This window comes from Pseudomonas sp. MWU13-2105 (genome assembly GCF_023242315.1).
In the GTDB taxonomy this organism is placed as follows: Bacteria; Pseudomonadota; Gammaproteobacteria; order Pseudomonadales; family Pseudomonadaceae; genus Aquipseudomonas.
Genome location: NZ_JALLIY010000004.1, coordinates 136,971 through 162,503, shown reverse-complemented (window position 1 = coordinate 162,503; position 25,533 = coordinate 136,971). Strand labels below are relative to the sequence as shown.

Sequence of the window (25,533 nt, the reverse complement as noted above, 5' to 3'; positions counted from 1 at the left end):
TCGGGCACAGCCAGCGCTTTGCCGGTCTAGGGCCTCTCGTTATACTGCGCGTCAACTTCACGGACAAAAGAGCCGCGCTCAGTGAACCGGCCCACGCCAGTCAAAACCGATAACTTCTTCCTGCTGATCTTCCGGGCCTTGCGTCACCGCCGTGTACCGCTCGCCTTGCGCATTGCCAGCCATAACGTGATTCTCGTCGCGTTGGCGCTGGTGATCTATGCCTGCGTGATGGGATTGCAGTTCAAGGAAGCCATGCACCAGCAGGCCGATGCCCTCGGCCAGAGCCTGACCACCCAGACGGCCACCTCCGCCACGGAACTGCTGGTGTCCAACGACATACTCAGCCTCAACGTGCTGCTGAACAACCTGACGAAGAACCCGTTGGTGGCCCATGCGGCGATCTACAGCGTCGACAACCGCATCCTCGCCGAGGCCGGCCAGCGCCCGAAAAACGGCCTGCTGGGCGAAGCCGAAGGCTTGTACCAGACCAAGATCACCTTCCAGGACGTGACCGCCGGGCACCTGCGCATCAGCCTGGACATGGCCCAGTTCCAGCAACCGATGACCATCAGCCTGCAAAGCATGGGCATTCTCAGCGCGATCCTCCTGGCCCTGGCCCTGGCCTTGAGCCTGCGCCTGGGCCGGCATATCTCCACGCCGCTGCTGCAACTACGGGTCTGGCTGCGGGACATGGACGAACACACCCCGGCCACCCAGCGCCAGGATGAAATCGGCGACCTCGCGCGCCAGCTGCATTCGCGCTTCGCCCCGGTCAAGGCGGAGCCCGAGCCCGAGCCGGAAATCGACTACGATGAGCACGACTACGTCGAGGAAGAGGAGGCCGAAACGGCCTTCCAGGTCCGCAACCTGCGCGACCCGAGCTTCGACGAGACAGCGGCGGCGCCGACGCCCAAGCCGGCACCCCGACATATCGTCAGCAACGTGGAAGATGAGCTGGACGACGACGAAGACCCGTTCGCCGACCTGCGGGAAAGTCCGCGGGCCACGAGCAGCGCGACAGTGAAGCCACAGCCGGTGGTGCCGAGCCAGCCACAGCACAGCGCGGTGCTGGCAGTGCAGCTGGGTGCCCAGGACCAGTTGCGGCGCCTGCCGCGCGCGCGCCTGACGGAGCTGCTCGACCGTTACCGCGACTGCCTGGACCAGGCCGCCTCATTGTATGAAAGCGAGCTGCACACCCTGAACGACGGCAGCACCCTGATGCTCTTCCATACCGAAGACAGCGGTGATGACTACCTGACCAACGCCATCTGCTGTGGTGAGCTGCTCCGGGCGCTGGGCCACCAGTTGCAGATCGAAGTGGCTGACAGCGGCATTACACTGCAACTGCAGCTTGGCCTGACCTTGGGCGACGAGTTGTTCGGTCTGAGCCAGATCGACCTGCTGCTGACGGAAACCGCCCAAGATGCCCTGGCCCTGTCGCAACACAGCCGCAACCTGCTGCTGGTCGAGCGACGTATCAGTGATGACCCGCTGATTCGCCAGCGCGCGCGGATTCGCCCGATCGCCAGTCCTGAGGGGGCTTGCTGCGTGGAACGCCTGATGGAGCCGTATCCGTCGATGCTCGAGCGCCAGCTGGCGCGGATGCACGAGACCCGGGCCAAGAACTGATCGAGTGACGATCCGCCCCTGGACACTACAAAATCTGTGGGAGCCGGCTTGCCGGCGATAGCGCCTGCTGGATCACCGCACGGCTCACGCCCCTCATCGCCGGCAAGCCAGCTCCAGGGGCGAGGCATGACGATAGTCCGGCGTGAACACACAAACCCCAATAAAAAGCCCGCATCGAATGCGGGCTTTTTATTGGCTGGCTGTCTCAGAAGCGAAACACTTCCATATCCGTGCGAATCGGCGAAGCCATCGGGATCTTCGGCTTCTCGGGCCCGGCCTGCTTGGCCGGTGCCGGGGCTGGCGCCTTGCGGTTTTCCACCAGCGGTTGATTGGCCAGTGGCTTGAGCGCCACGCTCAACTGCTCGGCCAGGCGCTGCAACAGCTCGCCCTGGGCCTGCACCTGTGCCGCCGACGTACCGGTGTGCTGTTGCTCCAGGTGGACGATGCGGTTATCCCGCACCTGCCCGCGACGGTCGAGCAAACGCCACTGCGCATCGAGGATCGCCGGTTGCCGGGTACCCGAGTCCAACCGGGTAATCGACAACAATACCTGCACATCCGGGGTGCTCCCGGCAATCGCCGGGGCCAGGACCACGCGTTGGCTGTCCAGGCGCCAAGCCAACTGGCGTACCAGCAACTGATTGATATCGGACGACAGGCTCCCAGCCCAGCGACCGTCGGTCGCCGCCGTCAGGCTGCCATCGGGCTGGCGCTGCAGCAGGGTTTCACGTTGCAGGTAATCGGCCAGGGAGATCGGCCCGAGCACCACCGACATCCCCGCGCTTTGCTGAGGCTGGCCGGGCGTGCCGCTGTCCAGCTGATACAAGGAAACCGGCTGGTGCACGCTGCATCCGGCCAGGCCCAAGAGGCCCGTCAACAGCACAATAAAAGGAAGGCGCAGAACAGTCATCATCCCATCCAGGTGGCCGCCACAAGGCCCTGCCACAGTCTGATCCAAAAATTCGTTTGGGCACGCCGCCAGGCGGGTGCCGCAAGAGGCGCATATCATCCGTGAATATGCGCCCTGACTCCAGTGCCGTAGTAGCGATCTTCCTGCTAATAGGCTGAACGAACGCTCTAAACCGCTTTAACTGAGACCTTCTACCAACAAGGCATCGACCCGTTGGAAGCCCCGTGGCAGCTTGTTGCCGCGCCGGCCACGCTCACCCTTGTAGTGCTCCAGGTCGTCGGCCTTGAGCGACAAGGTGCGCTTGCCCGCCTGCAACACCAGGGTCGCGCCGTCCGGAATCACCGCCAGGTCAGTAACGTACTCCTCGCGGCTGGCCACGCGCTCACCGGGAATGCCGATGATCTTGTTGCCCTTGCCCTTGCCCAGTTGCGGCAGGTCGCTGATCTTGAAGATCAGCAGCCGGCCTTCGGTGGTCACCGCCGCCAGCCAGTTCTGCTCACGGTCGGCCACCGGTTTGGGCGGCATGACCTTGGAGCCGTTCGGCAGGCTCAACAGGGTCTTGCCCGCCTTGTTCTTGGCCTGCAGGTCTTCACCCTTGACCACGAAACCATACCCGGCATCGGAAGCGATGACATACAAAGCCTCGTCTTCGGGCAGCAGCACGCATTCGAAGCTGGCCCCCGGTGGCGGTGTCAGACGACCGGTCAGAGGCTCGCCCTGGCCTCGGGCCGAAGGCAAGGTATGCGCTGCCACCGAGTAGCTGCGCCCGGTGGAGTCGATAAACACCGCGAACTGGTTGGAGCGCCCCGCGGCCGAGGTCTTGAAACCGTCACCGGCCTTGTAGGACAGGCCCGTGGCATCAATATCATGGCCTTTTGCACAGCGAACCCAACCTTTTTCCGACAGAACGACCGTCACCGGCTCGGTCGGCATCAGTTCGTTTTCCGACAGGGCCTTGGCTTCGCTACGGGCAACAATCGGCGAACGCCGGTCGTCGCCGTAGGTTTGCGCATCGGCCAGCAGCTCGGTGCGGACCAGCTTCTTCAGCTTGGCTTCGCTGGCCAGCAGCGCTTGCAGCTTGGCCTGTTCCTTGAGCAGTTCATCCTGTTCGCTGCGCAACTTCATCTCTTCCAACCGCGCCAACTGACGCAGGCGGGTGTCGAGGATATAGTCGGCCTGGATCTCGCTGAGGTCGAAACGCGCGATCAACTCGGCCCGCGGGTGTTCCGCGGTACGGATGATGTGGATCACTTCATCCAGGTTGAGGTAGGCGATCAGCAAGCCGTCCAACAGGTGCAGGCGCTTCTCGACCTTGTCCAGGCGGAACTTCAGGCGCCGGCGCACGGTGTTGACGCGGAACGACAACCACTCCACCAGCAAGGTCCGCAGGTTCTTCAACTGCGGCTTGCCGTCGAGGCCGATGATATTGATGTTGACCCGGTAGCTGGACTCCAGGTCGGTGGTGGCGAACAGGTGTTGCATCAGTTCGTCGAGGTCGATCCGGTTCGAGCGCGGGATGATCACGATCCGGCACGGATGCTCGTGGTCGGATTCATCGCGCAGGTCGGCGACCATCGGCAGCTTCTTGGCCTGCATCTGCGCGGCGATCTGCTCCAGTACCTTGGCCCCGGAAACCTGGTGCGGCAAGGCATGCACGACGATATCGCCGTCTTCGATGCGATAGACCGCGCGCATGCGCACCGAGCCACGCCCGGTTTCGTAGATTTTCAGCAGGTCGGCTTGCGGGGTGATGATTTCCGCTTCGGTCGGATAATCCGGGCCCGGGATGAACTTGCACAGGTCCTCGACGCTGGCGCTCGGATCATCGAGCAGGTGCACACAGGCGCTGGCGACTTCCCGCAGGTTGTGTGGCGGCACGTCGGTGGCCATGCCCACGGCGATACCGGTGGTACCGTTGAGCAGGATATTCGGCAACCGCGCGGGCAACACCGCCGGCTCGTCGAGGGTACCGTCGAAGTTCGGCACCCAGTCCGCCGTGCCCTGGCCCAGCTCGCTGAGCAGCACTTCGGAATAGCGCGACAGCCGCGACTCGGTGTAGCGCATGGCCGCGAAGGACTTCGGATCGTCCGGCGCCCCCCAGTTGCCCTGGCCGTCGACGAGGGTGTAGCGATAGCTGAACGGCTGCGCCATCAGCACCATGGCTTCATAGCAGGCGGAGTCGCCGTGGGGGTGGAACTTGCCGAGCACGTCGCCGACGGTACGCGCGGACTTCTTGTGCTTGGCGTCGGCATCCAGCCCCAGCTCACTCATGGCGTAGATGATACGCCGCTGTACCGGCTTCAGGCCGTCGCCGATATGTGGCAGCGCGCGGTCCATGATCACGTACATGGAGTAGTTGAGGTAGGCCTGTTCGGTGAAGTCAGCCAATGACCGGCGTTCTACGCCATCCAGGCTGAGATCAAGGGAGTCGCTCATGCGGGCCTCATCAGTTCGTAGTCTGGCGCGGCGGCTGTAGCGCCGCGCAGGTGAATTCGGGGGTATTCAACAGGTGCGGGGCCGACAGCCGTGGTTCGCCGCCGGGGCAACCGCGCATCAGGCCAGGACCTCGGCCAGGTCGCCCTTGGATTCCAGCCAGGTCTTGCGATCGCCGGCACGCTTCTTCGCCAGCAACATGTCCATCATTTCCGAAGTGGCTTCGAAATCGTCCAGGGTCAACTGCACCAGGCGCCGGGTGTTCGGGTCCATGGTGGTTTCCCGCAGTTGCGGCGGGTTCATCTCGCCCAGGCCTTTGAATCGGGTGACCTGTGGCTTGCCGCGCTTCTTCTCGGCCACCAGCCGGTCGAGAATGCCATCACGCTCGGCTTCGTCGAGGGCATAGAAGATCTCCTTGCCCAGGTCGATGCGATACAGCGGCGGCATCGCCACGTAGACGTGACCGGCATCCACCAGCGGGCGGAAATGCTGGACGAACAGGGCGCAGAGCAGGGTCGCGATGTGCAGGCCGTCGGAGTCGGCGTCGGCGAGGATGCAGATCTTGCCATAGCGCAGTTGGCTCATGTCCGCCGCACCCGGATCGACGCCGATGGCCACGGCGATGTTGTGCACTTCCTGGCTGGCAAGCACTTCGCTGCCATCGACTTCCCAGGTGTTGAGGATCTTCCCGCGCAGCGGCAGGATCGCCTGGAACTCCTTGTCCCGCGCCTGCTTGGCAGAACCGCCGGCGGAGTCACCCTCCACCAGGAACAGCTCGGAACGCATCGGGTCCTGCCCGGCACAGTCGGCCAGCTTGCCCGGCAGCGCCGGCCCTTGGGTGATGCGCTTGCGCTCGACCTTCTTGCTCGCCTTCAGGCGTCGACCGGCGTTGTTGATCGCCAGCTCCGCCAGTTGCATGCCCAGCTCGGGGTTGGCATTGAGCCACAGGCTGAAGGCATCCTTGACCACTCCGGAAACGAAGGCGGCCGCTTCACGGGAGGACAGCCGCTCCTTGGTCTGGCCGGAGAACTGCGGTTCCTGCATCTTCATCGACAGGACAAAGGCAATCCGTTCCCAGACGTCTTCCGGCGCCAGCTTGACCCCGCGCGGCAGCAGGCTGCGGAACTCGCAGAACTCGCGCATGGCATCGAGCAGGCCTTGGCGCAAGCCGTTGACGTGGGTCCCGCCCTGGGCCGTGGGAATCAGGTTGACATAGCTTTCCTGGACGCTGTCGCCGCCTTCGGGCAACCACAACAAGGCCCAGTCCACCGCTTCCTTGTTACCGGCGAGGCTGCCGCAGAACGGCTCGTCCGGCAGGCGCTCGAATTCACTGACCGCGTCCACCAGGTAGGAACGCAGGCCGTCTTCGTAATGCCATTCGACCTTCTCGCCGGTGGCCTTGTCCTCGAAGCTGACCAGCAGCCCCGGGCACAATACCGCCTTGGCCTTGAGCACATGCTTGAGGCGGCTGACGGAGAACTTCGGCGAATCGAAATACTTCGGGTCCGGGGCAAAGTACACGCTGGTGCCGGTGTTGCGTTTGCCGACGCTACCGATCACTTCCAGCTCGGTGGCCTTGTAGCCGTCGGCGAAGGTCATCTGGTATTCGTTGCCGTCGCGCTTGACCCTGACCCGCACCTGGGTCGACAAGGCGTTGACCACGGAGATCCCCACGCCGTGCAGGCCGCCGGAGAACTGGTAGTTCTTGTTGGAGAACTTGCCGCCGGCATGCAGCTTGGTAAGGATCAGCTCGACGCCCGACACGCCCTCTTCCGGGTGAATATCCACCGGCATGCCGCGACCGTCGTCGGACACTTCCAGGGAATGGTCGGCGTGCAGGATCACCTGCACCGATTTCGCATGCCCGGCCAAGGCTTCGTCGACGCTGTTGTCGATGACTTCCTGGGCAAGGTGGTTCGGCCGACTGGTGTCGGTGTACATGCCCGGGCGTTTGCGCACCGGGTCGAGGCCCGAGAGGACTTCGATGGCGTCTGCGTTATAAGAGCTAGCGCTGGGAGTGGCCATGGGGTCTCGTCGTCAGTCGTCTATGAATGGGGTCATTCTCAAGGCTCCGTGCGTCAGGGCATCAGAGCAGCGAGAAATCGATCGCCTGGTATGTATCGGCACCGATGCCGGCAAAGCTGAGCAAAGCCGGCAATTGTTGGGCAAAGCCCTGGAAACTATGATCGCCGCCGGCCTGGATACGCAAGGCACAGGCCCGGTAATACTGCTGGGCGGCACGATAGTCCAGGGTTTCGTCGGCAGTCTGCAGCCAGACCTGGAAACGTTGCGGGTCCTGGGGGGCCGGGACTTCCAGTTCGGCCAGGGCCGTCACGTGATCGACGGTAAGGTCCCAGGTCTCGCCGCTGTAGAGGTTCTGCTGCGGACCGAGGTAGCCGTCGAACATCCGGTGCGGCGCCACCGCCGGGTTGACCAGCAACGCCTTCAGGCCATGGCGCTCGGCCAGGCACGTCGCATAGTAGCCGCCGAGCGAGCTGCCGACCAGCAGTGGACGACCGAGTTCGGCAATCGCCGTTTCCAGCTGGAGCATCGCCTGTCGCGGATGGTGATGCAAGGCCGGTACCCGCAGCTGCGCGTCCAGGCCCAGGCGTTCCATCAGTTGGATCAGCTGAGTGGCCTTCTTCGACAGCGGCGAGCTGTTGAAACCGTGGATATACAGGATCGAACCGGACATCTGATCTCTCTCCATTGGCTGGCTCCCGCACACAAGGGCCAGGCAGCGCACAGGCAAAGACGCGCAGTTTAGCCTGACTCCGGCGCGCTGACTCGCCTTGAGACGTTTCCTACCTGTTAAGCAGAAGTGATCAGTAGCCGGTACCGCCGTAATCGACCTCGAAATCGAAGCCGCGGACCCGCGAAACCGCCGTCTCCAACCGTCCGTCCGGATGCAGGCGCAGCCAGCGATAACCTGGCGCCTGGTCATCGACCTTGAAATTCTCGCTGCCCGGCGTGAACTGCACGCAGGTGGAGGGTGAGGCCAGCAGACGTACGCCGTTGCGCTCGCGGTCCAGTTCCTGGTGGATATGCCCCCAGAGCAGCGCGCGAACCTGGGGAAAACGGTCCAGCACGGCGAACAGCGCCTCGGGATTGCGCAAGCCGATGGGCTCCATCCAGGCACAATCGATGGGAATCGGATGGTGATGGAAACACACCAGGTGATGGCGCTGCGGCGCTTCGCTCAGCGATTGCGCCAGCAACTGCAGCTGTTCGTCCTGCAGATAGCCCGGTACCGAGCCCGGCACGGCGGAGTCCAGCAGGATGATCCGCCAATTGCCGATATCCACCACCGGTTCGAGCAGGTCGCTGTGATGAGCAGCCGCGGCCATTTCCGGTAACTCGTCGTGATTACCTGGGAGCCAGCGTGCCGGTGCGCCGATCACCTCGCTCAGCTCGCGGAACTGCCGATAGGAGGCCACCGTGCCGTCCTGGGACAAGTCACCGGTGGCCAGCAGCAGATCGACCCCGGGCTGTTCCGCCAGCACGCAGTCGATGACCCGTTGCAGGCTGTCGCGGGTATTCATGCCCAGCAGCGTGCCGTCCGCCTCGGCAAACAGATGGCTGTCGGACAGCTGCACCAGCAGCACGGTGTCCGCCGGGGTCGACTGGGTGGATAGGCTCGGCAAGAGGCTCTCCTGCAAAATACTGAGGGGGGCGTATTGGACGGTTCGGTTAGGAAATCGCGCCGCAGGCAATTATGGTCGGGGAATCGGCAAAGAGGAAATGGCTGAACCGGACACACTTCACATTTAACCGGATACAACCTAACGAACCGCCTCGAATTCATGGCCGCAAGCCAGGCAGTGACTCAACCACTCGCCGAGAAACACATTGAGCTGGGCTTTTTCGTCCGGCTGGTGCATGGCCGAGTTCGGATACGGATAGATACTGCGAAAGCGCCGGGCGTGCTCGGCACTGATCACCTCGGCCATGCGCGCGTCGTGGTAGACCTGCACCTGCAACTGTGGCACCGGCAACCACGGCAGGCTGTGTTCCTGGCGCACCAGCAAGGTGGTGGTGTAGGGATTATCCTGCAACACCTCCAGCGCCAGCACGCCAAGCATCTGCTCCCCCTGGGTCATGGCAATGCGCCGCGCGCGCTGCTGCTCGCGCATCTGCGGCAGCAACCGCATCAGGCGCGCATAGTTGGCCTCGCAGGCCGCTTGCAGCCCCGCCAGGTCAACCCGATAACGCTCGCGCAACAGACTTACGACCATAACCCCCTCACTTCAGCGCGGTTCAGTGCCAGCCATTGCAAGGCAATGATCGACGCCGCGTTGGCAATTCGTCCATCGCGCACGGCTTGCAGGGCATCTTCGAAGGCCCAGACCGTGGCACGGATATCCTCATTTTCTTCTGCCAGCCCATACAGGCCGCCAGCCCCTTCGGTGTCGCAACGCCCCAGGTACAGATGCACCAATTCGTTGCTGCCCCCCGGCGACGGAAAGTACCGCGAGATCGGCCACAAGGCCGTCAGGTTCAGGTCAGCTTCCTCCTGTGCCTCGCGGTGGGCAACCTCTTCCGGTTCTTCGTCCTTGTCGATCAGACCGGCGACCAGCTCGATCATCCAGGGATTCTCCGCCTTGCCCATGGCGCCGACCCGGAACTGCTCCAGCAGCAGCACTTCATCGCGCCGGGCATCGTAGGGCAGGACACACACCGCATCATGCCGGACAAAGACTTCGCGATTGATCGTATTGCCCATGCCGCCGTCAAAAAGCTCATGGCGCAGGTGCAACCGATCAAGTCGGTAGAAACCCTTGAAGCAGTTCTCCCGCAGGATGACCTCGACCGTGGTCGGGCTGGTCTTGGCGCTGTCCGTCATCATCTTCCCCATTGCGATAGCGAGGCTGTCCCTCGACTTCGCGCCATCCTAACGCGCCGAAGTGCCATGATGCAGCCCCTTTCCCCTCGCCGGGATAGACGGGCGCCCCTGAAACCTACTCTAATTAGCTTAGTGGCGAACCGAGTACGCCGCTGACAGTCGAAGCACGATCACTTGACCTTTCTTTCGCTGACGAAGGACACCCATGTCGTTTTTTAAAATCGCCGCGCTGACGGCCATCGCCTTGACCCTGGGCGCCTGCCAGAGCCTGTTCCAGCCGAGCCTGAAGACCCCGTTGAACGTCAAGAGCGACCCCTCCGAACAGATCAAGCCGGGCTGCAACAATCCGGATTGCCCGCTGGTGAACATCGATACCGTGCATTTCCCCGATGAGCCGCAACTCGACGCCGCGGTAGAGCGGGCATTGCTGCAAATGGGCCGCACTTCCGCCAACGGGCCGCTGCCGGCTTCGCTCAAGATCTATCGCGAAGAGTTCCTCGCCAGCGCCGCAAGCGGCCACAGCAGCTATTTGCAAGCCAAGGTACGCGAGCAGCATGACGGCTTGGTGATCGTCGAGCTCTCCAGCTACCTGGACGACGGCGGTGAACATGGCATGCCGGGGCGCGGCTTTCTCACCTGGTCGCGTCAGGAACAAAAGGTCCTGGGCTTGCAGGACATGCTGCTGCCGGGCGAGGAGGAAACATTCTGGAAGCTGGCCAAGGTGGCCCATAACAACTGGCAGATCAACAACCGGCTGGACCAGGACTTCATTGCGTCCTGGCCCTTCCAGAAAACCCCGAACGTCACCCTGGCCAGCGACGGCGTGATCCTCAAGTACAACGTGACGACCATCGCCCCTTACGCCATGGGCCTGATCGAACTGAACATTCCGTACCAGCGCCTCAACGGCGTGCTCAAGCCCGAGCGGTTCCCCGCCCGACGCTGAACGCCCGGCCGAGCAGCCCTTGCAGCAGCCCGGCCAGCAGCAGTGACGGCAGGGTAGCGCCCAGCTCCGGATGGAAGTTGGCCAGCAGGTGGTAGGTCGACACGCCCCCCAGCCAGGCCAACAGCGCCGGCCAGCGCAACAACGACGAAGCGCCCGTGGCGCTACGCGCGCGCAGGATGAAGTGATCCACCAGCACCACGCCGAACAGCGGCGCGAACACCGAACCGATCAACAGCAGGAAGTTCTGGTATTGCGCCAACGGCGCGAAGCAGGCAATCAGGGTGCAAAGCACGCCGATGGCCAGGGCCAGGTGTTCGACCTTCCAGCGCAGCAGGATGCCGCTGGAGACAGCCGCCGAGTGGATGTCGGCAAAAGCGTTTTCCGACTCGTCGAGCAGGATCAGCAACAGCGGAATGCCCAGCCCGGCACCGGCCAGGGCCAGCAACAAGGCATTGGTTTCACCGCTGGGGGCGAATGCCAGGGTGTAGGCCACTCCCAGGCTCATCAGCCAGAAATTGCCGATCAGAAAGCCCAGCGCGGTGCCGCCGAACACGCTTTTCGCGCGCTTGCCGAAGCGCGAGTAGTCAGCGATCAACGGCAGCCAGGACAGCGGCATGGCAATGGCGATATCGAAGCCCACGGCAAACGGCATCGAGCCGTCCCCGGCCTGGGCCCACAACGCCGCCAGGTCGGCCTTGGCGAACAGGTTCCAAGTCAGCCACAGGCAGGCCGCCAGCAACAGCCAGATACCCCATTTACGCAGGATCTTGCGCACAAAGGTCAAAGGACCGCTGACCGCCAGCAAGGTCGCCAGCGCGCCGAACACCAGGGTCCAGAGCAGCGGGTTGGCCAGCGGGCTGTCCACGCTGAACGCCCGGGCGCCCAGCAGGCTGGCGGCATCGCGCATGACGATGATTTCGAACGCGCCCCAACCCACCAGTTGCAGCAGGTTGAGCAACGCCGGCAGGCTCGCGCCGTAGTGGCCAAGGCTGAGCTTCAGCGCGGCCATGGAGGACAGGCCGGTGTCGCTGCCGATCACGCCGACCGCGGCCAGCAACAGCACGCCGACCAGGGTGCCGAGGAGAATCGCCAGCAATGCGCCGGACAGGCCCAGCCCCGGTGCCAGCAGGGCACCGGTTTGCAGGACCATCAGGCCGATGCCGAGGGAGAACCACAGGGAAAACAGATCGCGCGCGCCGAATACACGCTTGTCGGCGGGGACCGCGAGATCGGGTGAGTAGGTGCTGGGAGTGTTCAAGAGGGTTGGCCCAAGGGAAGGAGATAGGTGTTTTTTATCGTGAGAGCGTCCTTGCCCGTGCTATTGCCTTCGTGGGCAAGCTCCACTCCCACAGTTTTCCGTCGAGCACAAAACTCAGGCTCGACTCAAATCCTGTGGGAGCGGAGCTTGCCCGCGAAGAGGCCCTTACAGGCGCCCTATTACTTCAGGTCGCGTCAAACCTTCTGGTACAACTGGCTTCCTTCACGTTTAAAGCGCTCCGCCTGCTCCGCCATACCCTGGGCGGCCTCCACATCAACCGCTTCGATCCGCTGGTTGGCCGCGTATTCACGGACTTCCTGGGTAATCTTCATCGAGCAGAACTTCGGCCCGCACATCGAGCAGAAGTGCGCGACCTTGGCCGAATCCTTCGGCAGGGTCTCGTCGTGGTAGGCCCGCGCGGTGTCCGGGTCCAGGCCGAGGTTGAACTGATCTTCCCAACGGAACTCGAAGCGCGCCTTGCTCAAGGCGTTGTCGCGGATCTGCGCGCCCGGATGGCCCTTGGCAAGATCGGCGGCATGGGCGGCGATCTTGTAGGTGATGATCCCGGTCTTCACGTCATCCTTGTTCGGCAGGCCCAGGTGCTCCTTGGGCGTGACGTAGCAGAGCATGGCGCAACCGAACCAGCCGATCATCGCCGCGCCGATACCCGAGGTGATGTGGTCGTAGCCCGGCGCGATGTCGGTGGTCAGCGGGCCGAGGGTGTAGAACGGCGCCTCGTCGCAGCACTCCAGCTGCTTGTCCATGTTCTCCTTGATCAGCTGCATCGGCACGTGCCCCGGGCCTTCGATCATGCATTGCACGTCGTGCTTCCAGGCGATCTTGGTCAACTCGCCCAAGGTCTCCAGCTCGCCGAACTGCGCTTCGTCGTTGGCATCGGCAATCGAGCCCGGACGCAGGCCGTCGCCCAGCGAGAAGCTGACGTCGTAGGCCTTCATGATTTCGCAGATTTCGTCGAAATGGGTGTAGAGGAAGTTCTCTTTATGATGCGCCAGGCACCACTTGGCCATGATCGAGCCGCCCCGGGAAACGATCCCGGTGACGCGCTTGGCGGTCATCGGCACGTAGCGCAGCAACACACCGGCGTGGATGGTGAAGTAGTCGACGCCCTGCTCGGCCTGTTCGATCAGGGTGTCGCGGAACAGCTCCCAGGTCAGGTCCTCGGCCACGCCGTTGACCTTCTCCAGCGCCTGATAGATCGGCACGGTGCCGATCGGTACCGGCGAGTTGCGGATGATCCACTCGCGGGTTTCATGGATGTGCTTGCCGGTGGACAGGTCCATGACCGTGTCTGAGCCCCAGCGGATGCCCCAGGTCAGCTTGGCCACTTCTTCCTCGATCGAAGAACCCAGGGCGCTGTTGCCGATATTGCCGTTGATCTTCACCAGGAAGTTGCGGCCGATGATCATCGGCTCCAGCTCCACGTGGTTGATGTTGGCCGGGATGATCGCGCGACCGCGGGCGATTTCCTCACGGACGAATTCGGCAGTGATCTGTTTCGGAATGCTCGCGCCGAAGCTGTGCCCCGGATGCTGCTGGTTGAGCAGGCCGGCGGCGCGGGCCTCCTCCAGCTTGAGGTTCTCGCGGATGGCGACGTATTCCATCTCGGCGGTGATGATGCCCTGGCGCGCGTAGTGCATCTGGCTGACGTTGGCTCCGGCCTTGGCCCGGCGCGGGTTGTGCACGTGGGCGAAACGCAGCTTGGTCAGTTCAGGATCGGCCAGGCGCTGCTGGCCGAAGTTCGAGCTCAAGCCGGCCAGGCGCTCGGTGTCGCCACGGCTGTCGATCCAGGCCGAGCGCACATCGCCCAAGCCCTTGCGCACATCGATGGTCACGTTCGGATCGGTGTAGGGGCCGGAAGTATCGTAGACCAGCACCGGGGCGTTGATCTCGCCGCCGAAATCGGTCGGGGTCACATCCAGGCTGATTTCACGCATCGGCACGCGGATATCCGGGCGCGAGCCCTGCACGTAGATTTTCTGCGAACGGGTAAACGGCTGCACCGATTGCTCATCGACCTTGGCTGAATCGCTGAGGTTGGCGGTATCTTTTGCTTTTGTACTCATCACGGCTCTCCAGACGGTATCCAGGGGGATTGTCGGGACGAACCTGAAAGGCACGGACACACCAGGACTGGTGCTGTGCTCGGTCCTGGCAAACGCTGTTCGATTGTCGAACAACATCCCGGACAAAGCACAAGAGGACTCGCCGGGGGACGAGAAATCTTGTTCCCTACGCAGGCGCTAACCTGATCAGGTTCAACGGGATCCGGAATTATCCGATCTCAGCCTCATAGCAAGGCACCCCGACAAGAACCAGCCGAGTGTAGAGAAGACTGCGACATAATGCCATCTCGCCCTTATTCGTCTGGATAAATGGCAGATATGCAGGATTGTTGCCGAGCCGCCCCCGGCACTACACTCGCTACTTCTTGACGCTGGGCAAGCCGGGCAGTAGCCTCGGCCATCGCATTACCACCGTAATATTTACTCTAGGAATTGCCTCATGCTGCGCAAACTTTCACTGGCCCTGGCCGTGTCTTGTGCGACCAACGGATTGGTCTGGGCAGCTGAAACGCCCCTGACGGCCAAGACCGATCTGGTCAGCGTGTACCAGGAAGCCGTGGGCAACAACGCCGACCTGGCCGCCGCCCGCGCCAACTATGACGCGCAAAAGGAAGTCGTGCCCCAGGCTCGCGCCGGCCTGCTGCCGAACCTGTCGGCCGGTGCCAGTACGAACAATGTCCAGACCTCCATCGACCAGCCGTCGATGAACCTCAACCGCAGCGCCACGACCTACCAGGCGACCCTGTCCCAGCCGCTGTTCCGGGCCGACCGCTGGTTCCAGTACCAGGCCGCCAAGGACGTCAACGAACAGGCCGCCCTGCAACTCTCGGCGACCGAGCAGAACCTGATCCTGCAAAGTGCCGAAAGCTACTTCGCGGTGCTGCGCGCCCAGGACACCCTGGCCTCGACCAAGGCCGAGGAAGCGGCGTTCAAGCGCCAGCTCGACCAGTCCAACGAGCGCTTCGACGTCGGCCTGTCGGACAAGACCGACGTGCTGCAATCCCAGGCCAGCTACGACACCGCGCGGGCCAACCGGATCGTCGCCCAGCGCGCGGTGGCAGACGCCTTCGAAGCCCTGATCACCCTGACCAACCGTCAGTACAACGCGATCCAGGGCATCGTCCATACCTTGCCGGTGCTGGCGCCGACCCCGAATGACGCCAAGGCCTGGGTCGACACCGCGGCCCGGCAGAACCTCAACCTGTTGGCGAGCAACTACGCCGTCAGCGCCGCCGAGGAAACCCTCAAGCAGCGCAAGGCCGGCCATGCCCCGACCCTCGATGCGGTGGCCAAGTACGAGGCCGGCGACAACGACGGTTTCGGCCTGGGCAACCCCAATGCGCTGGGCCAGAGTTATGCGGGACCGGTGAAGCAGACCACCATCGGCCTGCAATTGAGTGTTCCGCTCTACAGCGGTGGCCTGACCAGCTCGCAAGTACGTGAATCCACTTCGCGCCTGAGCCAGACCGAGCAACAGCGTGAAGCCCTGCGCCGCCAGGTGGTGGAGAACACCCGCAACCTGCATCGCGCGGTGAATACCGATGTGGAACAGGTGCAGGCGCGCAAGCAGTCGATCATCTCCAACCAGAGTGCGCTGGAAGCAACCGAAATCGGTTATCAGGTGGGCACGCGCAATATCGTCGACGTGCTGGATGCCCAGCGCCAGCTGTACACCTCGGTGCGCGACTACAACAACACCCGCTATGACTACATCCTCGACAACCTGCGCCTGAAGCAGGCGGCGGGCACCTTGAACCCGGGCGACCTGAGCGAGCTGCAGCGCTACCTGAAGGCCGACTACAACCCGGACAAGGACTTCCTGCCGCCGGATCTGGCGAAGGCCGCCGCGGCCAATCTCAAGAGTAATCCGAAGAATTGATCGGGACCTTAAGAACGCCACGAAACCTGTAGGAGCAGGGCTTGCCCGCGAAGGGGCCTTACTGGCGCCAAAAGCTTCGCGGGCAAGCCCTGCTCCTACAGGACGTATTGCGGCCACAAAATCGTGTTCATCCTTGATTGAGGATCTAGCGCGACAGCAAGCGCCCCAACCCATCCAGCAGGCGCTGCAACGCGCCCTGGTTGGCCTTCATCACCTTCAGCCCCGCCTCGCCCATCTTCTGCGCATCACGCGGCAATTCGAACAGACGCTGCACCGCCACCGCCAGCCCTTCGGCATCCTCGACTTCCTGCAACGCCCCGGCCTCGCGCATCAACGCGGCGATCTCGAGGAAGTTGAACAGGTGCGGTCCGCTCAACACCGGCTTGCACAGCGCCGCCGGCTCCAGCAGGTTATGCCCGCCATTGGGGACCAGGCTGCCGCCGACGAAAGCGCTGTCGGCCAAGGCGTAGAGAAACAGCAACTCGCCCATGGTGTCACCGAGCAACACCGCGGTTTGCGCACCGACCGGCTCGCCACTGGAACGCCGCACCGTCGCAAAGCCCTGCTCCTGGCACAAGGCGAACACACTGTCGAAGCGCTCCGGATGACGCGGCACCAGAATCAACAAGGCGTTCGGATAGCTGTCCAGCAATTGCCGATGAGCCGCCAACACCACCGCGTCCTCACCCTCATGGGTACTCGCGGCGATCCACACCGGCCGTTCCTGCGCCTGCCATTGCCCACGCAGCTCGGCGGCGCGCACCAGCAGTTGCGGGTCGATGCTCAAGTCGAACTTGATCGAGCCCGTCACCTCGACACATTCGGGCCGCGCGCCCAGTTGCCGGAAACGCTCGGCTTCGGCTTCGGTCTGCACCGCGATGAGGCTCATTTCCTCCAGCATCGGCCGGGTCAGGCGGGCGAAGCGCCCATAGCCCCTGGCCGAACGCGCCGACAGCCGCGCATTGGCCAGCGCCACCGGAATCCCGCGCCTGGCGCACTGATGGATATGGTTGGGCCACAACTCGGTCTCCATGATCACCGCCAGCTTCGGCCGGGCCGCATCGAGAAAGCGCGCCGCCGCCCACGGCAAGTCGTAAGGCAGGTAGCAATGCTGGATCCGCGGCTCGTCGGCGAACAGCGCCTTGATCCGCTCGGAACCGGTGGGCGTCATGCAAGTGACCGTGATCGGCAGCTGCGGATACTTCGCCAGCAAGGCGCGGATCATTGGCGCGGCGGCAATGCTCTCGCCGACCGATACCGCGTGCACCCAGATCCCCTCCGGGCGCAGCGCCGGCAGGCCACGGGCAAAGCGCTCGCCGACGCGCCGGGCATAAGCCGGCGCCTTGCGCGCCCGCAGCCATAGACGCAACGCCACCAGTGGCAGCCCCAGATGAAACAACAAGCTGTAGAGAGTTCTATTCATGGCGACGGAGTTTATCGGCTTTTTCAACCAATCGCCTGCAAGTGCTCGGCAAAGCGTTCGGCCAACCAGCGCGCCGCCGGCCCCAGGGGTTCGTCGCGACGCCAGACCAGTTCCACCACCAGCGCCGGCGGTGTCCATTCGCTGCTCAGCTCGACCATCTGGTTCTGGTACGCCGGGTATTGCACCACGTGGCGCGGCAGCCAGGCCCAGCCCAGGCCGCGCATCAGCAGTTCGGCCATCACATAGAAGGAGTCCGCCCGCCAGACCTGCGGACTGAGCTGTTCTCCACCGGGATAACCGCTCTGTTGCGGGGCAATGAGCAATTGCCGGTGCCGGGCCAGTTGCTGGCGGTTGACTCGCCGCTGCGCGGCCAGCGGGTGATTGACCGCACACACCGTGACCATTTCGACACTGCCCAGCGCACGCCGCTCCAGGGTCTGCGGCATCTGGTCATGGTGGAACAGCAGGCCGAGGTCCGCGCGCCGCTCCACCAGCTTGCGCGCCACGTCGCCCTGGGCGCCGCTGGCCAGTTGCACCTCGACGCTGGGGTAATGCTCCGACAGCGCTTCCAGGCTGTCGAGCACCGGCTGATAGGGCATGGCCTCGTCCTGCGCCAGGCGCAAACATGCTTCTTGACCGCGCATCAAGGCCAGCGCCCGGCCATTGAGGCGATCGCACTGGCGCAAGACTTCCCGCGCCTCTTCCAGCAAGGCGGCCCCGGCCTCGGTCAATTTCGGCTGGCGACCGCTGCTGCGTTCGAACAGCGTCACCCCCAGATCGGTTTCCAACAGGGCGATTGCGCTGCTGACCGCCGACTGCGCCTTGCGCTGCTCGCGCGCCACGGCGGAAAACGAACGCTGCTCGGCAACACCGACAAACAGGCGCATCTGCTCCAGATTCCACTGAATACTCACGGGCAACCCATCTTATTTTCAGATAGGTAATGACTTTACCCCATCTGGTGAGTCTCTAGAATGCCCACCTTATCAGCAGGCCCAAATACGAGAGATCGCCCCCATGCATGCTTACTACTACCTGGCCATCGCCATCTGCGCCGAAGTCATCGCCACCGTCTCCATGAAAGCGGTCAAGGGCCTGAGCACACCGCTCCCCTTGCTGCTGATCATCGTCGGTTATGCCATCGCGTTCTGGATGCTGACCCTGGTGGTGCGCACGGTGCCGGTGGGCGTCGCCTACGCGGTCTGGGCCGGGATGGGCATCGTGATGGTCAGCGTCGCCGCGCTGTTTCTCTACGGCCAGAAGCTGGATATCCCGGCCATGCTCGGCATGGCCCTGATCGTGCTCGGGGTGGTAGTGATCCAGCTGTTCTCGAAGACCGCCGGGCACTAGGCCGTCACCAATGCCAATCGCTCAGAAAACCTGAAGCCGAGTGCGCTCTTGTGGCGAGCGGGCTTGCCCGCTCACCACAGGACCTTGCGCGACCTCAACTACCCGCACACAGCCCGGGCATGCTCTCTTCATGAGCCTGTATACTGCGAGCCTTGTCTTGAACACCGAGGTCGCCGCATGTCATCCGCTCTGTCCACCGATGTCCTGATTGTCGGCGCCGGCGTTGCCGGTCTCTGGCTCAACGCGCGCCTGCACCGCCAGGGCTTTTCGACGGTATTGGTGGAAAGCGCCAGCCTCGGCGGCGGGCAGAGCGTCAAATCCCAGGGCATCATCCACGGCGGCGCCAAGTACGCCCTGCACGGTGCCCTGAGCGGTGCCTCGGAAGCCATTGCCGACATGCCGCGGCGCTGGCGAGAAGCCCTGGCCGGCAACGGCGAGCTCGACCTGACGGGCGTGCGCCTGCTGTCCGAAGCCCACTATCTCTGGTCCCCCGGCACCCTGGCCGGCAACCTCACCAGCTTCTTCGCCAGCAAGGCGGTGCGCGGCCGGGTCGATCAGGTCAAGGGCGAGCAACTGCCGCCCGCCCTGCAAGACCCGCGTTTCAAGGGCAAGGTCTATCGCCTGGCGGAACTGGTGATCGACGTGCCGAGCCTGATCGCCCGCCTGGCCGAACTGGCCGGTGACGGCTTGCTCGCCGGCCACGCTATCGAGCCGCTGCTGGACAACCAGCAACTGGTCGGCCTACGGGTCGACGGCCGGGAGATCCACGCCCAGCGCATCGTGCTCAGCGCCGGTGCCGGCAACGCCACGTTGCTCAAGACCCTGGGCCTGAGCCAGCCGGCCATGCAGACACGACCCTTGCACATGGTGCTGGTCAAGGGCCCGAGCCTGAAACCGCTGTACGCCCATTGCCTGGGCGGCGGCCCCAAGCCGCGCATTACCGTGACCACCCATCCGGCGGCCGATGGCCAGTGGGTCTGGTACCTCGGCGGTGATATCGCCGAAGCCGAAGGCGTCGCCCGCGAGCCCGCCGCGCAGATCGCCAGCGCCCAGAAGGAGCTGGGCAACCTGCTGCCCTGGGTCGACCTGAGCCAGGCGCAATGGGCGACCTTGCGGGTCGAGCGCGCCGAACCGCTGCAATCGGGCCTGAGCCGTCCGGACAATGCCTTCCTCGCCGAGCAGGATCGCCTGTTGGTGGGCTGGCCGACCAAGCTGGCCCTGGCGCCGGACTTCGCCGACCGGGTACTGCAGAGCCTGGAACGCGACGGTATCCGCCCGGGCCCGGCAACCCGCTTGCCCGAACTGCCGAAGCCGAGCATCGCGCAAACCCCCTGGGAGCAACTGCTACCATGAGCCAGCCGACCCTGCACGACCTGCATCGAGCCCTCGGCAGCACCGGCCTGCGGGTCTCGCCCCTGGGCCTGGGCACGGTCAAGCTCGGCCGCGACCAGGGGGTCAAATACCCCCGCGGGTTCCAGATTCCCGACGACCAGCAAGCTCGCCACCTGCTCCAACTGAGCCGCGACCTGGGCATCAACCTGATCGACACCGCGCCGGCCTATGGCCGCAGCGAGGAACGCCTCGGCCCGCTACTGCGCGGACAACGCCAGGAGTGGGTGATCGTCAGCAAGGTCGGCGAAGAATTCGAAGCCGGCCAGTCGAGCCATGACTTCAGCGCCGCCCACACGCGGTTTTCCGTGGAGCGCAGCCTGCAACGTCTGGAAACCGACTTTATCGACCTGGTGCTGGTGCACTCCGACGGCAACGACCTGGCGATCCTCGAACACAGCGAGGTCTACCAGACCCTCGCGGCCTTGAAGGGCGAAGGCAAGATCCGTGCTTTCGGTTTTTCCGGAAAAACCGTCGAAGGCGGCCTGAGGGCCCTGGAACAAGGTGATTGCGCGATGATCACCTACAATCTGAACGAACAGGGCGAGAAGCCGGTCATTGACTATGCTGCCAGCCATGGCAAGGCGATCCTGGTGAAAAAAGCCCTGGCCAGCGGCCACGCCTGCCTGGCGCCGGATATCGACCCGGTGCGGGCCAGCTTCGAACTGCTATTTGCACAGCCCGGCGTTGCCAGTGCTATTGTCGGCACCATCAACCCGCTGCACCTCGCCGACAACGTGGCGACAGTGGCCCGGGTCATTCGCCAAAACTGATGCCGCCCAGGCGGCCGACCCCGACGCAAGAAGGAGCCGAGATGCCGCGGACGCTGATACGCAAGAACCCCAGCGACTTCAAGACCCTGCCGTTACTCGTCGAGGCGACACCCGAAGGCTTGTGCTACCAGAGCGTCGGGATGCCATTGAACTTTGCGCAAACCTTGCACAAGCGCAAACCGGTCACGGTGGACAACCCCGAGCGCTTCGCCCTGGAACTGGCCAATCTTGGCGTCTCGGTGCGGCTGACCCTGCACTGGCACAACCGCGATTACTGGGTGCTGGTCCGCCAGCGCCGCCAGGACCGCGGCGATGTGGTGCTCAAGCTGATTTCCGGTTATGTGCCGGCCCATGAACTGGCCATTCCGCTACTCACCGCGATTGCCGAAATCGCCGAGGAGTGCCTGCTGGAAACCCCGGAAGGTTGGCTCGGTGGCCGCTTCAACGACACCTGGTTGCCGACGCCCTACTCGGCTGCCCTGCATTACCGCGAAGCCCTGCCCTTTCGCCTGACCCCCTTGTCCGGCGCCGCGCGACCGGTACGCTGCGGTGCACAGCAACTGATGGAACGCCCGCGGACCTACGTGCACCTGCCCACGGCCTCATTGCAACTGATCTATGACCTGCGCCTGGATGTCCCGCGCGAAGCCAAGTCCCTGAGCCTGTTCCATGTCGACGAACGCCTGGAAAACGATCAGTTGGTGGCACGCCTGGACCGCGGCCGACCCGACCTGTACCTGATGCCACTCAAGGACGGGCAACCCTGTGCCGAGCTGTACACGCTGAAAAAGGATCAACTGTATCCGGCCAGCACCCGTGGCCTGTACCTGGCGGAAAGCTTTGCCCGACAGGAAGGCTGGGTGGTGCGCGAGGAGCGGATTCGCTGGAAGGACTGGGTCCGTCAGCAAGGGCTGGGAGAGCCGGAGAAAGATTCGAAAATCAAGCGCTTGACCGGCAAGGCCCGGCAGATCCTGCGCAAGATCGTGCCGCTGAAAACCGGGCGCTGACCATACACGGGAATCGCAAGACTCGACAGTCTCTACGCGGGTAAGCCCTGCTCCTGCAACCCTCTGTCGCCCACCCATTTCGGGTACGACAACATATTGTAGGAGCAACCGCGGCGAAGGCGTCGGCACGGGCCCGTGCGTATCGAACGGGCCTGACGCTTGTCAGTTGTTGCGGATCTTCTCGACAATCGCCGTGGTCGAGCTGTTTTCCACCAGCCCAAGCACCTTCACCGCACCGCCATAAGCCGTCACGATTGAGGCACCGACCACCTGGTCGATCCCGTAGTCCCCACCCTTGACCAGCACATCCGGCTTGACCTGGGCCAACAGGTTTTCCGGGGTGCCTTCAGGGAAGCTGATAACCCAGTCCACGGCCCCCAGGCCGGCCAGCACGGCCATGCGCCGATCAACGCTGTTGATCGGACGGCCAGGACCCTTGAGGCGGCTCACCGAGGCATCGTCGTTGACCGCGACGATCAACCGATCGCCCTGGGCCCGCGCCTGCTCCAGGTAAGTCACGTGACCGGCATGGAGAATGTCGAAGCAACCGTTGGTGAAGACGATCTTCTCGTTGTGCGCCCGCGCATCGTCGACCGCCAGCAGCAATTGCTCGAGGCCCAGCACACCGCGCTCGGAACCTTCCTCGCGCTGGATCGCCCGGCGCAATTCAGGCGCACTGATGGCCGCCGTACCCAGCTTGCCGACCACGATGCCGGCGGCCAGGTTGGCCAAGGCCACCGCGTGGGGCAGCTCTTCGCCGGCGGCAATGGCCGCTGCCAGGGTCGAGATCACCGTATCGCCGGCACCGGTCACATCGAACACTTCACGGGCCCGGGCCGGCAGGTGCAACGCCGGATGATCGGGGCGCAGCAGGGTCATGCCATGCTCGCCACGGGTCACCAGCAAGGCACCGAGGTCCAGCTCATGCATCAACTGGGCGCCCTTGGTCACCAGTTCATGCTCGTCGACGCAACCGCCGACAATGGTTTCGAATTCGCTGAGGTTCGGCGTGATCAGGCTCGCGCCACGGTAGATCGAAAAATCCTTGCCCTTGGGATCGGCCAGCACCGGAATGCCTCGCGCCCGAGCGGCCTGGATCAGCGCCTGGTGATTCTTCAAGGCGCCCTTGCCGTAGTCGGACAGCACCAGCACCTTGACGCCTTCGAGCAAGCCGTCGACTTCAGCCGCGAGGGCCAGGGCATCGGTGGCGAAGGGTTCTTCAAAGTCGATCCGCAACAACTGCTGGTGGCGGCTCATGACCCGCAGCTTGACGATGGTCGGCTGGTGCGCAATGCGCTGGAACAGGGCCCGGACCCCAGCCCCCTCGAGGCTGTTGGCCAGGCTGTCGGCGGCCTCATCGTCACCGGTGACCCCCACCAGCGATGCCGGGGCGCCGAGGGCGGCGATGTTCAGCGCAACGTTGGCGGCGCCGCCAGGGCGGTCTTCGATGTGCTCGACCTTGACCACCGGTACCGGTGCCTCAGGAGAAATCCGTGAGGTACCACCATGCCAGTAACGGTCGAGCATGACATCGCCGACCACCAAGACAGGGGCTTGATCGAATCGCGGCATGGACAACTTCATGGAGCAACCCACATAAAAAATGAACAGGGGCGCGATATTAACACAGGGTTAGCGAAGGCTTGCCTAGACAAAAACCGGGCGCAACGATCAGCATCGCGCGCCCTGCCAACGGATCAGATGATCCCGACGTGTGCCGGTTCGTCCAAGCCCATGGCATTGAGCCGGGCGTAGTAACCATTCTGGGCCAGCAGCTCGGCATGGGTGCCGCGCTCGACGATACGGCCCTGGTCCATGACCAGGATCAGATCGGCCTTCTCGATCGTCGACAACCGGTGGGCAATCACCAGGGTGGTGCGCCCTTGCATGGCATGATCCAGCGCAGCCTGGATATGCCGTTCAGACTCGGTGTCGAGGGCCGAGGTCGCTTCGTCGAGGATCAATAGCGGGGCGTTCTTGAGCAGCGCCCGGGCGATTGCCAGACGCTGGCGCTGACCACCGGAAAGCAGCACGCCGTTCTCACCCACGAGGGTGTCAAAGCCCTGCGGCAGTTGCTCGACAAAGTCCTTGGCATAGGCGTCCGCCGCCGCGGCCTCGATATCGGCCCGGGGAGCGCCGGCCAGATCACCATAGGCGATATTGTTCGCCACCGTGTCGCTGAACAGCGTGACATGCTGGGTCACCTGGGCAATGTGTCGACGCAGGTTCAGCAGTCGATAGTTTTCGATCTCCACGCCATCGAGAAGAATCTCCCCGCTGTCATGGTGATAGAAGCGCGGGATCAACGCCGCCAGGGTCGACTTGCCGCTGCCGGAGCGGCCGACCAGGGCGACCATCTGGCCCGGCGCGACACTGAAGCTGACATTGTCCAGGACCTGACGCTCGGTTCCTGGATAGGTAAAACTCAGGTTGCGTACTTCCAGACGGCCACTGACCGACTCGCGCTCCACGCTACCGGTGTCCACTTCCGGGGTAACGTCGAGTTGCTCGAAGATACTTTCAGCACCGGCCACACCCTTCTGGACCGTGGAGCTGACTTCGGACAACTGGCGAATCGGCTTGGGCAGCAAACCGGCCAGGGTGATGTAGGCGATCATGTCGCCGGCCGAGGCATCGCCGCGCAGGTAAAGCACCAGGAACAACAGCACCGCCATGGCGCTGTAGATCACCATTTGCAGCATGGGCGTATAGATCGCACCGGTACGGGTCATGCGCAGCTGCCGGTCGGTGTTGCTCAGGCTGGCCTTGAGGAAGCGTTTCTGCTCATAGGTTTCACCGCCGAAGCTGCGGACCACGCGATAACCCTGGATGGTTTCCGAGGCGACGTGCGTGACATCGCCCATGGCGACCTGGATTTTCTTGCTCTGTTTACGAAATTTCTTGCTCGATGTGCTGACCATCACTGCAATCAACGGCAGGATGGCAACCATCACCAGGGTCAGGCGCCAGTTCATCCACAGCAGCGAGAGAAACAGGAAGACCACGGTCATGCCTTCGCGGATCACCACCTTGATCGCGTCGGTCACCGCCCCGGTGACCATGGTCACGTTGAACGTAATGCGCGAGATCAGGTGCCCGGAGTTGTGGGTGTCGAAATAGCGATTGGGCAAGGTCAGCAGATTGTTGAACAGCTCCACCCGCAGATCGTGGACCAGCCCCAGGGACACTTTGGCCAGGAAGAAGTTACCCAGGTACGAGCCCAACCCTTGCCAGGCGGCGATCAGCACCAGCAACAGCGGCACCGCCTGCAGCAACTGCAGGTCGCGCAGGTAAGGCACCGAGGGAAACAGCGCCGCTTGCGGATCGGACAGGCCGTCGACGAAATATTTCAGAATATAGCCGAGCATCGGCTGGGTCGAAGCGAATATCAGGAAACCCACGATACTCAGGGCGAACATGCCGATATAAGGCCGTACGTAGCCGAGTAGGCGGAAGTATACTTTCAAGCTCGAGGGGCTTGCGCTGAGACTGGATTCGGTCATATTACGCGGCGATTATGAAAAAGGAGGCTGACTTTAGCACAGCTTCCCGGCTGTACCCGCACATGGCACAAGCAACAGTCCTGGGCCTCGACCAATGACATTGAAA

Annotated in this window: 20 protein-coding genes and 1 riboswitch; of the genes, 7 read left to right on the top strand and 13 right to left on the bottom strand. The window is 63.5% G+C overall.

Annotated features, from left to right (window positions below; genetic code table 11):
• Nucleotides 1-81: 81 nt before the first annotated feature.
• Entirely contained in the window at nucleotides 82-1,629 is a 1,548-nt protein-coding gene (locus tag M5B96_RS07215) for an AhpA/YtjB family protein (RefSeq protein WP_248796019.1), read from the top strand.
• Between the two features lie 205 nt (nucleotides 1,630-1,834).
• Here the strand turns inward: M5B96_RS07215 and M5B96_RS07210 are convergent, their stop codons facing one another.
• The 7 genes from M5B96_RS07210 to M5B96_RS07180 all read right to left on the bottom strand — a co-directional run bounded on the left by M5B96_RS07210 (nucleotide 1,835) and on the right by M5B96_RS07180 (nucleotide 9,815).
• Nucleotides 1,835-2,539, bottom strand: a complete 705-nt coding sequence (locus M5B96_RS07210) for a membrane integrity-associated transporter subunit PqiC (protein WP_248796018.1) — start codon at nucleotides 2,537-2,539, stop codon at nucleotides 1,835-1,837.
• A 177-nt stretch (nucleotides 2,540-2,716) separates the two neighbouring features.
• Entirely contained in the window at nucleotides 2,717-4,975 is a 2,259-nt protein-coding gene (gene parC / locus M5B96_RS07205; RefSeq protein ID WP_248796017.1) for a DNA topoisomerase IV subunit A, read from the bottom strand.
• Between the two features lie 117 nt (nucleotides 4,976-5,092).
• Complete coding sequence (gene parE, locus M5B96_RS07200; RefSeq protein ID WP_248796016.1) at nucleotides 5,093-6,997, bottom strand: DNA topoisomerase IV subunit B; 1,905 nt, start codon at nucleotides 6,995-6,997, stop codon at nucleotides 5,093-5,095.
• Nucleotides 6,998-7,058: 61 nt separating this feature from the next.
• Entirely contained in the window at nucleotides 7,059-7,667 is a 609-nt protein-coding gene (locus tag M5B96_RS07195) for a YqiA/YcfP family alpha/beta fold hydrolase (RefSeq protein ID WP_248796015.1), read from the bottom strand.
• 130 nt (nucleotides 7,668-7,797) lie between these two features.
• Nucleotides 7,798-8,616: a 3',5'-cyclic-AMP phosphodiesterase gene (gene cpdA, locus M5B96_RS07190; RefSeq protein WP_248796014.1), complete on the bottom strand. Its 819-nt coding sequence runs from the start codon at nucleotides 8,614-8,616 to the stop codon at nucleotides 7,798-7,800.
• 138 nt (nucleotides 8,617-8,754) lie between these two features.
• Nucleotides 8,755-9,207 (bottom strand): DUF1249 domain-containing protein, encoded by a 453-nt coding sequence (locus M5B96_RS07185; RefSeq protein ID WP_121136163.1) that lies wholly within the window; start codon nucleotides 9,205-9,207, stop codon nucleotides 8,755-8,757.
• Complete coding sequence (locus M5B96_RS07180) at nucleotides 9,198-9,815, bottom strand: NUDIX domain-containing protein (protein WP_248796013.1); 618 nt, start codon at nucleotides 9,813-9,815, stop codon at nucleotides 9,198-9,200. The genes M5B96_RS07185 and M5B96_RS07180 overlap by 10 nt, the downstream gene beginning before the upstream one ends.
• 205 nt (nucleotides 9,816-10,020) lie before the next feature.
• On the opposite strand from M5B96_RS07180, the gene M5B96_RS07175 reads away from it, so the two are divergent.
• Nucleotides 10,021-10,761, top strand: a complete 741-nt coding sequence (locus M5B96_RS07175; RefSeq protein WP_248796012.1) for an RsiV family protein — start codon at nucleotides 10,021-10,023, stop codon at nucleotides 10,759-10,761.
• Here M5B96_RS07175 and cytX read toward each other — a convergent pair.
• Both cytX and thiC read right to left on the bottom strand, forming a co-directional pair.
• Nucleotides 10,730-12,019: a putative hydroxymethylpyrimidine transporter CytX gene (gene cytX / locus M5B96_RS07170; protein ID WP_248796011.1), complete on the bottom strand. Its 1,290-nt coding sequence runs from the start codon at nucleotides 12,017-12,019 to the stop codon at nucleotides 10,730-10,732. The two genes, M5B96_RS07175 and cytX, sit on opposite strands and share 32 nt — an antisense overlap.
• A 194-nt stretch (nucleotides 12,020-12,213) precedes the next feature.
• Nucleotides 12,214-14,103: a phosphomethylpyrimidine synthase ThiC gene (gene thiC / locus M5B96_RS07165; RefSeq protein ID WP_248796010.1), complete on the bottom strand. Its 1,890-nt coding sequence runs from the start codon at nucleotides 14,101-14,103 to the stop codon at nucleotides 12,214-12,216.
• A 146-nt stretch (nucleotides 14,104-14,249) separates the two neighbouring features.
• A riboswitch (TPP riboswitch) is annotated at nucleotides 14,250-14,355 on the bottom strand.
• Between the two features lie 187 nt (nucleotides 14,356-14,542).
• Here thiC and M5B96_RS07160 point away from each other — a divergent pair.
• Nucleotides 14,543-15,982, top strand: coding sequence for a TolC family outer membrane protein (locus tag M5B96_RS07160; RefSeq protein WP_248796009.1), 1,440 nt, complete (start codon nucleotides 14,543-14,545; stop codon nucleotides 15,980-15,982).
• A gap of 145 nt (nucleotides 15,983-16,127) precedes the next feature.
• On the opposite strand, the gene waaA is transcribed toward M5B96_RS07160, so the two are convergent.
• Nucleotides 16,128-17,405, bottom strand: a complete 1,278-nt coding sequence (gene waaA / locus M5B96_RS07155; protein WP_248796008.1) for a lipid IV(A) 3-deoxy-D-manno-octulosonic acid transferase — start codon at nucleotides 17,403-17,405, stop codon at nucleotides 16,128-16,130.
• 23 nt (nucleotides 17,406-17,428) lie between these two features.
• Nucleotides 17,429-18,313: a LysR family transcriptional regulator gene (locus tag M5B96_RS07150; protein WP_248796177.1), complete on the bottom strand. Its 885-nt coding sequence runs from the start codon at nucleotides 18,311-18,313 to the stop codon at nucleotides 17,429-17,431.
• Between the two features lie 109 nt (nucleotides 18,314-18,422).
• Between M5B96_RS07150 and M5B96_RS07145 the strand changes: the two genes are divergently transcribed.
• The 4 genes from M5B96_RS07145 (at nucleotide 18,423) to M5B96_RS07130 (ending at nucleotide 21,924) form a co-directional block, all read left to right on the top strand.
• The gene (locus tag M5B96_RS07145) at nucleotides 18,423-18,755 is read left to right on the top strand and encodes a DMT family transporter (RefSeq protein ID WP_248796007.1); all 333 of its coding nucleotides are present in this window, start codon (nucleotides 18,423-18,425) and stop codon (nucleotides 18,753-18,755) included.
• 177 nt (nucleotides 18,756-18,932) lie between these two features.
• Nucleotides 18,933-20,108, top strand: coding sequence for an NAD(P)/FAD-dependent oxidoreductase (locus M5B96_RS07140; protein ID WP_248796006.1), 1,176 nt, complete (start codon nucleotides 18,933-18,935; stop codon nucleotides 20,106-20,108).
• Nucleotides 20,105-20,917, top strand: a complete 813-nt coding sequence (locus M5B96_RS07135; protein ID WP_248796005.1) for an aldo/keto reductase — start codon at nucleotides 20,105-20,107, stop codon at nucleotides 20,915-20,917. Before M5B96_RS07140 ends, M5B96_RS07135 begins: the two co-directional genes overlap by 4 nt.
• 41 nt (nucleotides 20,918-20,958) lie before the next feature.
• Nucleotides 20,959-21,924 (top strand): metal ABC transporter ATPase, encoded by a 966-nt coding sequence (locus M5B96_RS07130; RefSeq protein ID WP_248796004.1) that lies wholly within the window; start codon nucleotides 20,959-20,961, stop codon nucleotides 21,922-21,924.
• 162 nt (nucleotides 21,925-22,086) lie between these two features.
• Here M5B96_RS07130 and hldE read toward each other — a convergent pair whose 3' ends face one another.
• On the bottom strand, nucleotides 22,087-23,508 hold the full coding sequence (gene hldE / locus M5B96_RS07125; protein WP_248796003.1) for a bifunctional D-glycero-beta-D-manno-heptose-7-phosphate kinase/D-glycero-beta-D-manno-heptose 1-phosphate adenylyltransferase HldE: 1,422 nt from the start codon (nucleotides 23,506-23,508) through the stop codon (nucleotides 22,087-22,089).
• 113 nt (nucleotides 23,509-23,621) lie between these two features.
• The gene (gene msbA / locus M5B96_RS07120) at nucleotides 23,622-25,427 is read right to left on the bottom strand and encodes a lipid A export permease/ATP-binding protein MsbA (protein WP_248796002.1); all 1,806 of its coding nucleotides are present in this window, start codon (nucleotides 25,425-25,427) and stop codon (nucleotides 23,622-23,624) included.
• Nucleotides 25,428-25,533: the final 106 nt, after the last annotated feature.

Coding starts and splice junctions, on each gene's coding strand:
- M5B96_RS07185 (WP_121136163.1), bottom strand. CDS start 9,207: ATGGTCGTAAGTCTGTTGCGCGAGCGTTATCGGGTTGACCTGGCGGGG.
- hldE (WP_248796003.1), bottom strand. CDS start 23,508: ATGAAGTTGTCCATGCCGCGATTCGATCAAGCCCCTGTCTTGGTGGTC.
- M5B96_RS07175 (WP_248796012.1), top strand. CDS start 10,021: ATGTCGTTTTTTAAAATCGCCGCGCTGACGGCCATCGCCTTGACCCTG.
- parE (WP_248796016.1), bottom strand. CDS start 6,997: ATGGCCACTCCCAGCGCTAGCTCTTATAACGCAGACGCCATCGAAGTC.
- M5B96_RS07140 (WP_248796006.1), top strand. CDS start 18,933: ATGTCATCCGCTCTGTCCACCGATGTCCTGATTGTCGGCGCCGGCGTT.
- M5B96_RS07130 (WP_248796004.1), top strand. CDS start 20,959: ATGCCGCGGACGCTGATACGCAAGAACCCCAGCGACTTCAAGACCCTG.
- M5B96_RS07210 (WP_248796018.1), bottom strand. CDS start 2,539: ATGACTGTTCTGCGCCTTCCTTTTATTGTGCTGTTGACGGGCCTCTTG.
- msbA (WP_248796002.1), bottom strand. CDS start 25,427: ATGACCGAATCCAGTCTCAGCGCAAGCCCCTCGAGCTTGAAAGTATAC.
- M5B96_RS07135 (WP_248796005.1), top strand. CDS start 20,105: ATGAGCCAGCCGACCCTGCACGACCTGCATCGAGCCCTCGGCAGCACC.
- thiC (WP_248796010.1), bottom strand. CDS start 14,103: ATGAGTACAAAAGCAAAAGATACCGCCAACCTCAGCGATTCAGCCAAG.
- M5B96_RS07160 (WP_248796009.1), top strand. CDS start 14,543: ATGCTGCGCAAACTTTCACTGGCCCTGGCCGTGTCTTGTGCGACCAAC.
- waaA (WP_248796008.1), bottom strand. CDS start 17,405: ATGAATAGAACTCTCTACAGCTTGTTGTTTCATCTGGGGCTGCCACTG.
- parC (WP_248796017.1), bottom strand. CDS start 4,975: ATGAGCGACTCCCTTGATCTCAGCCTGGATGGCGTAGAACGCCGGTCA.
- M5B96_RS07180 (WP_248796013.1), bottom strand. CDS start 9,815: ATGACGGACAGCGCCAAGACCAGCCCGACCACGGTCGAGGTCATCCTG.
- M5B96_RS07145 (WP_248796007.1), top strand. CDS start 18,423: ATGCATGCTTACTACTACCTGGCCATCGCCATCTGCGCCGAAGTCATC.
- M5B96_RS07195 (WP_248796015.1), bottom strand. CDS start 7,667: ATGTCCGGTTCGATCCTGTATATCCACGGTTTCAACAGCTCGCCGCTG.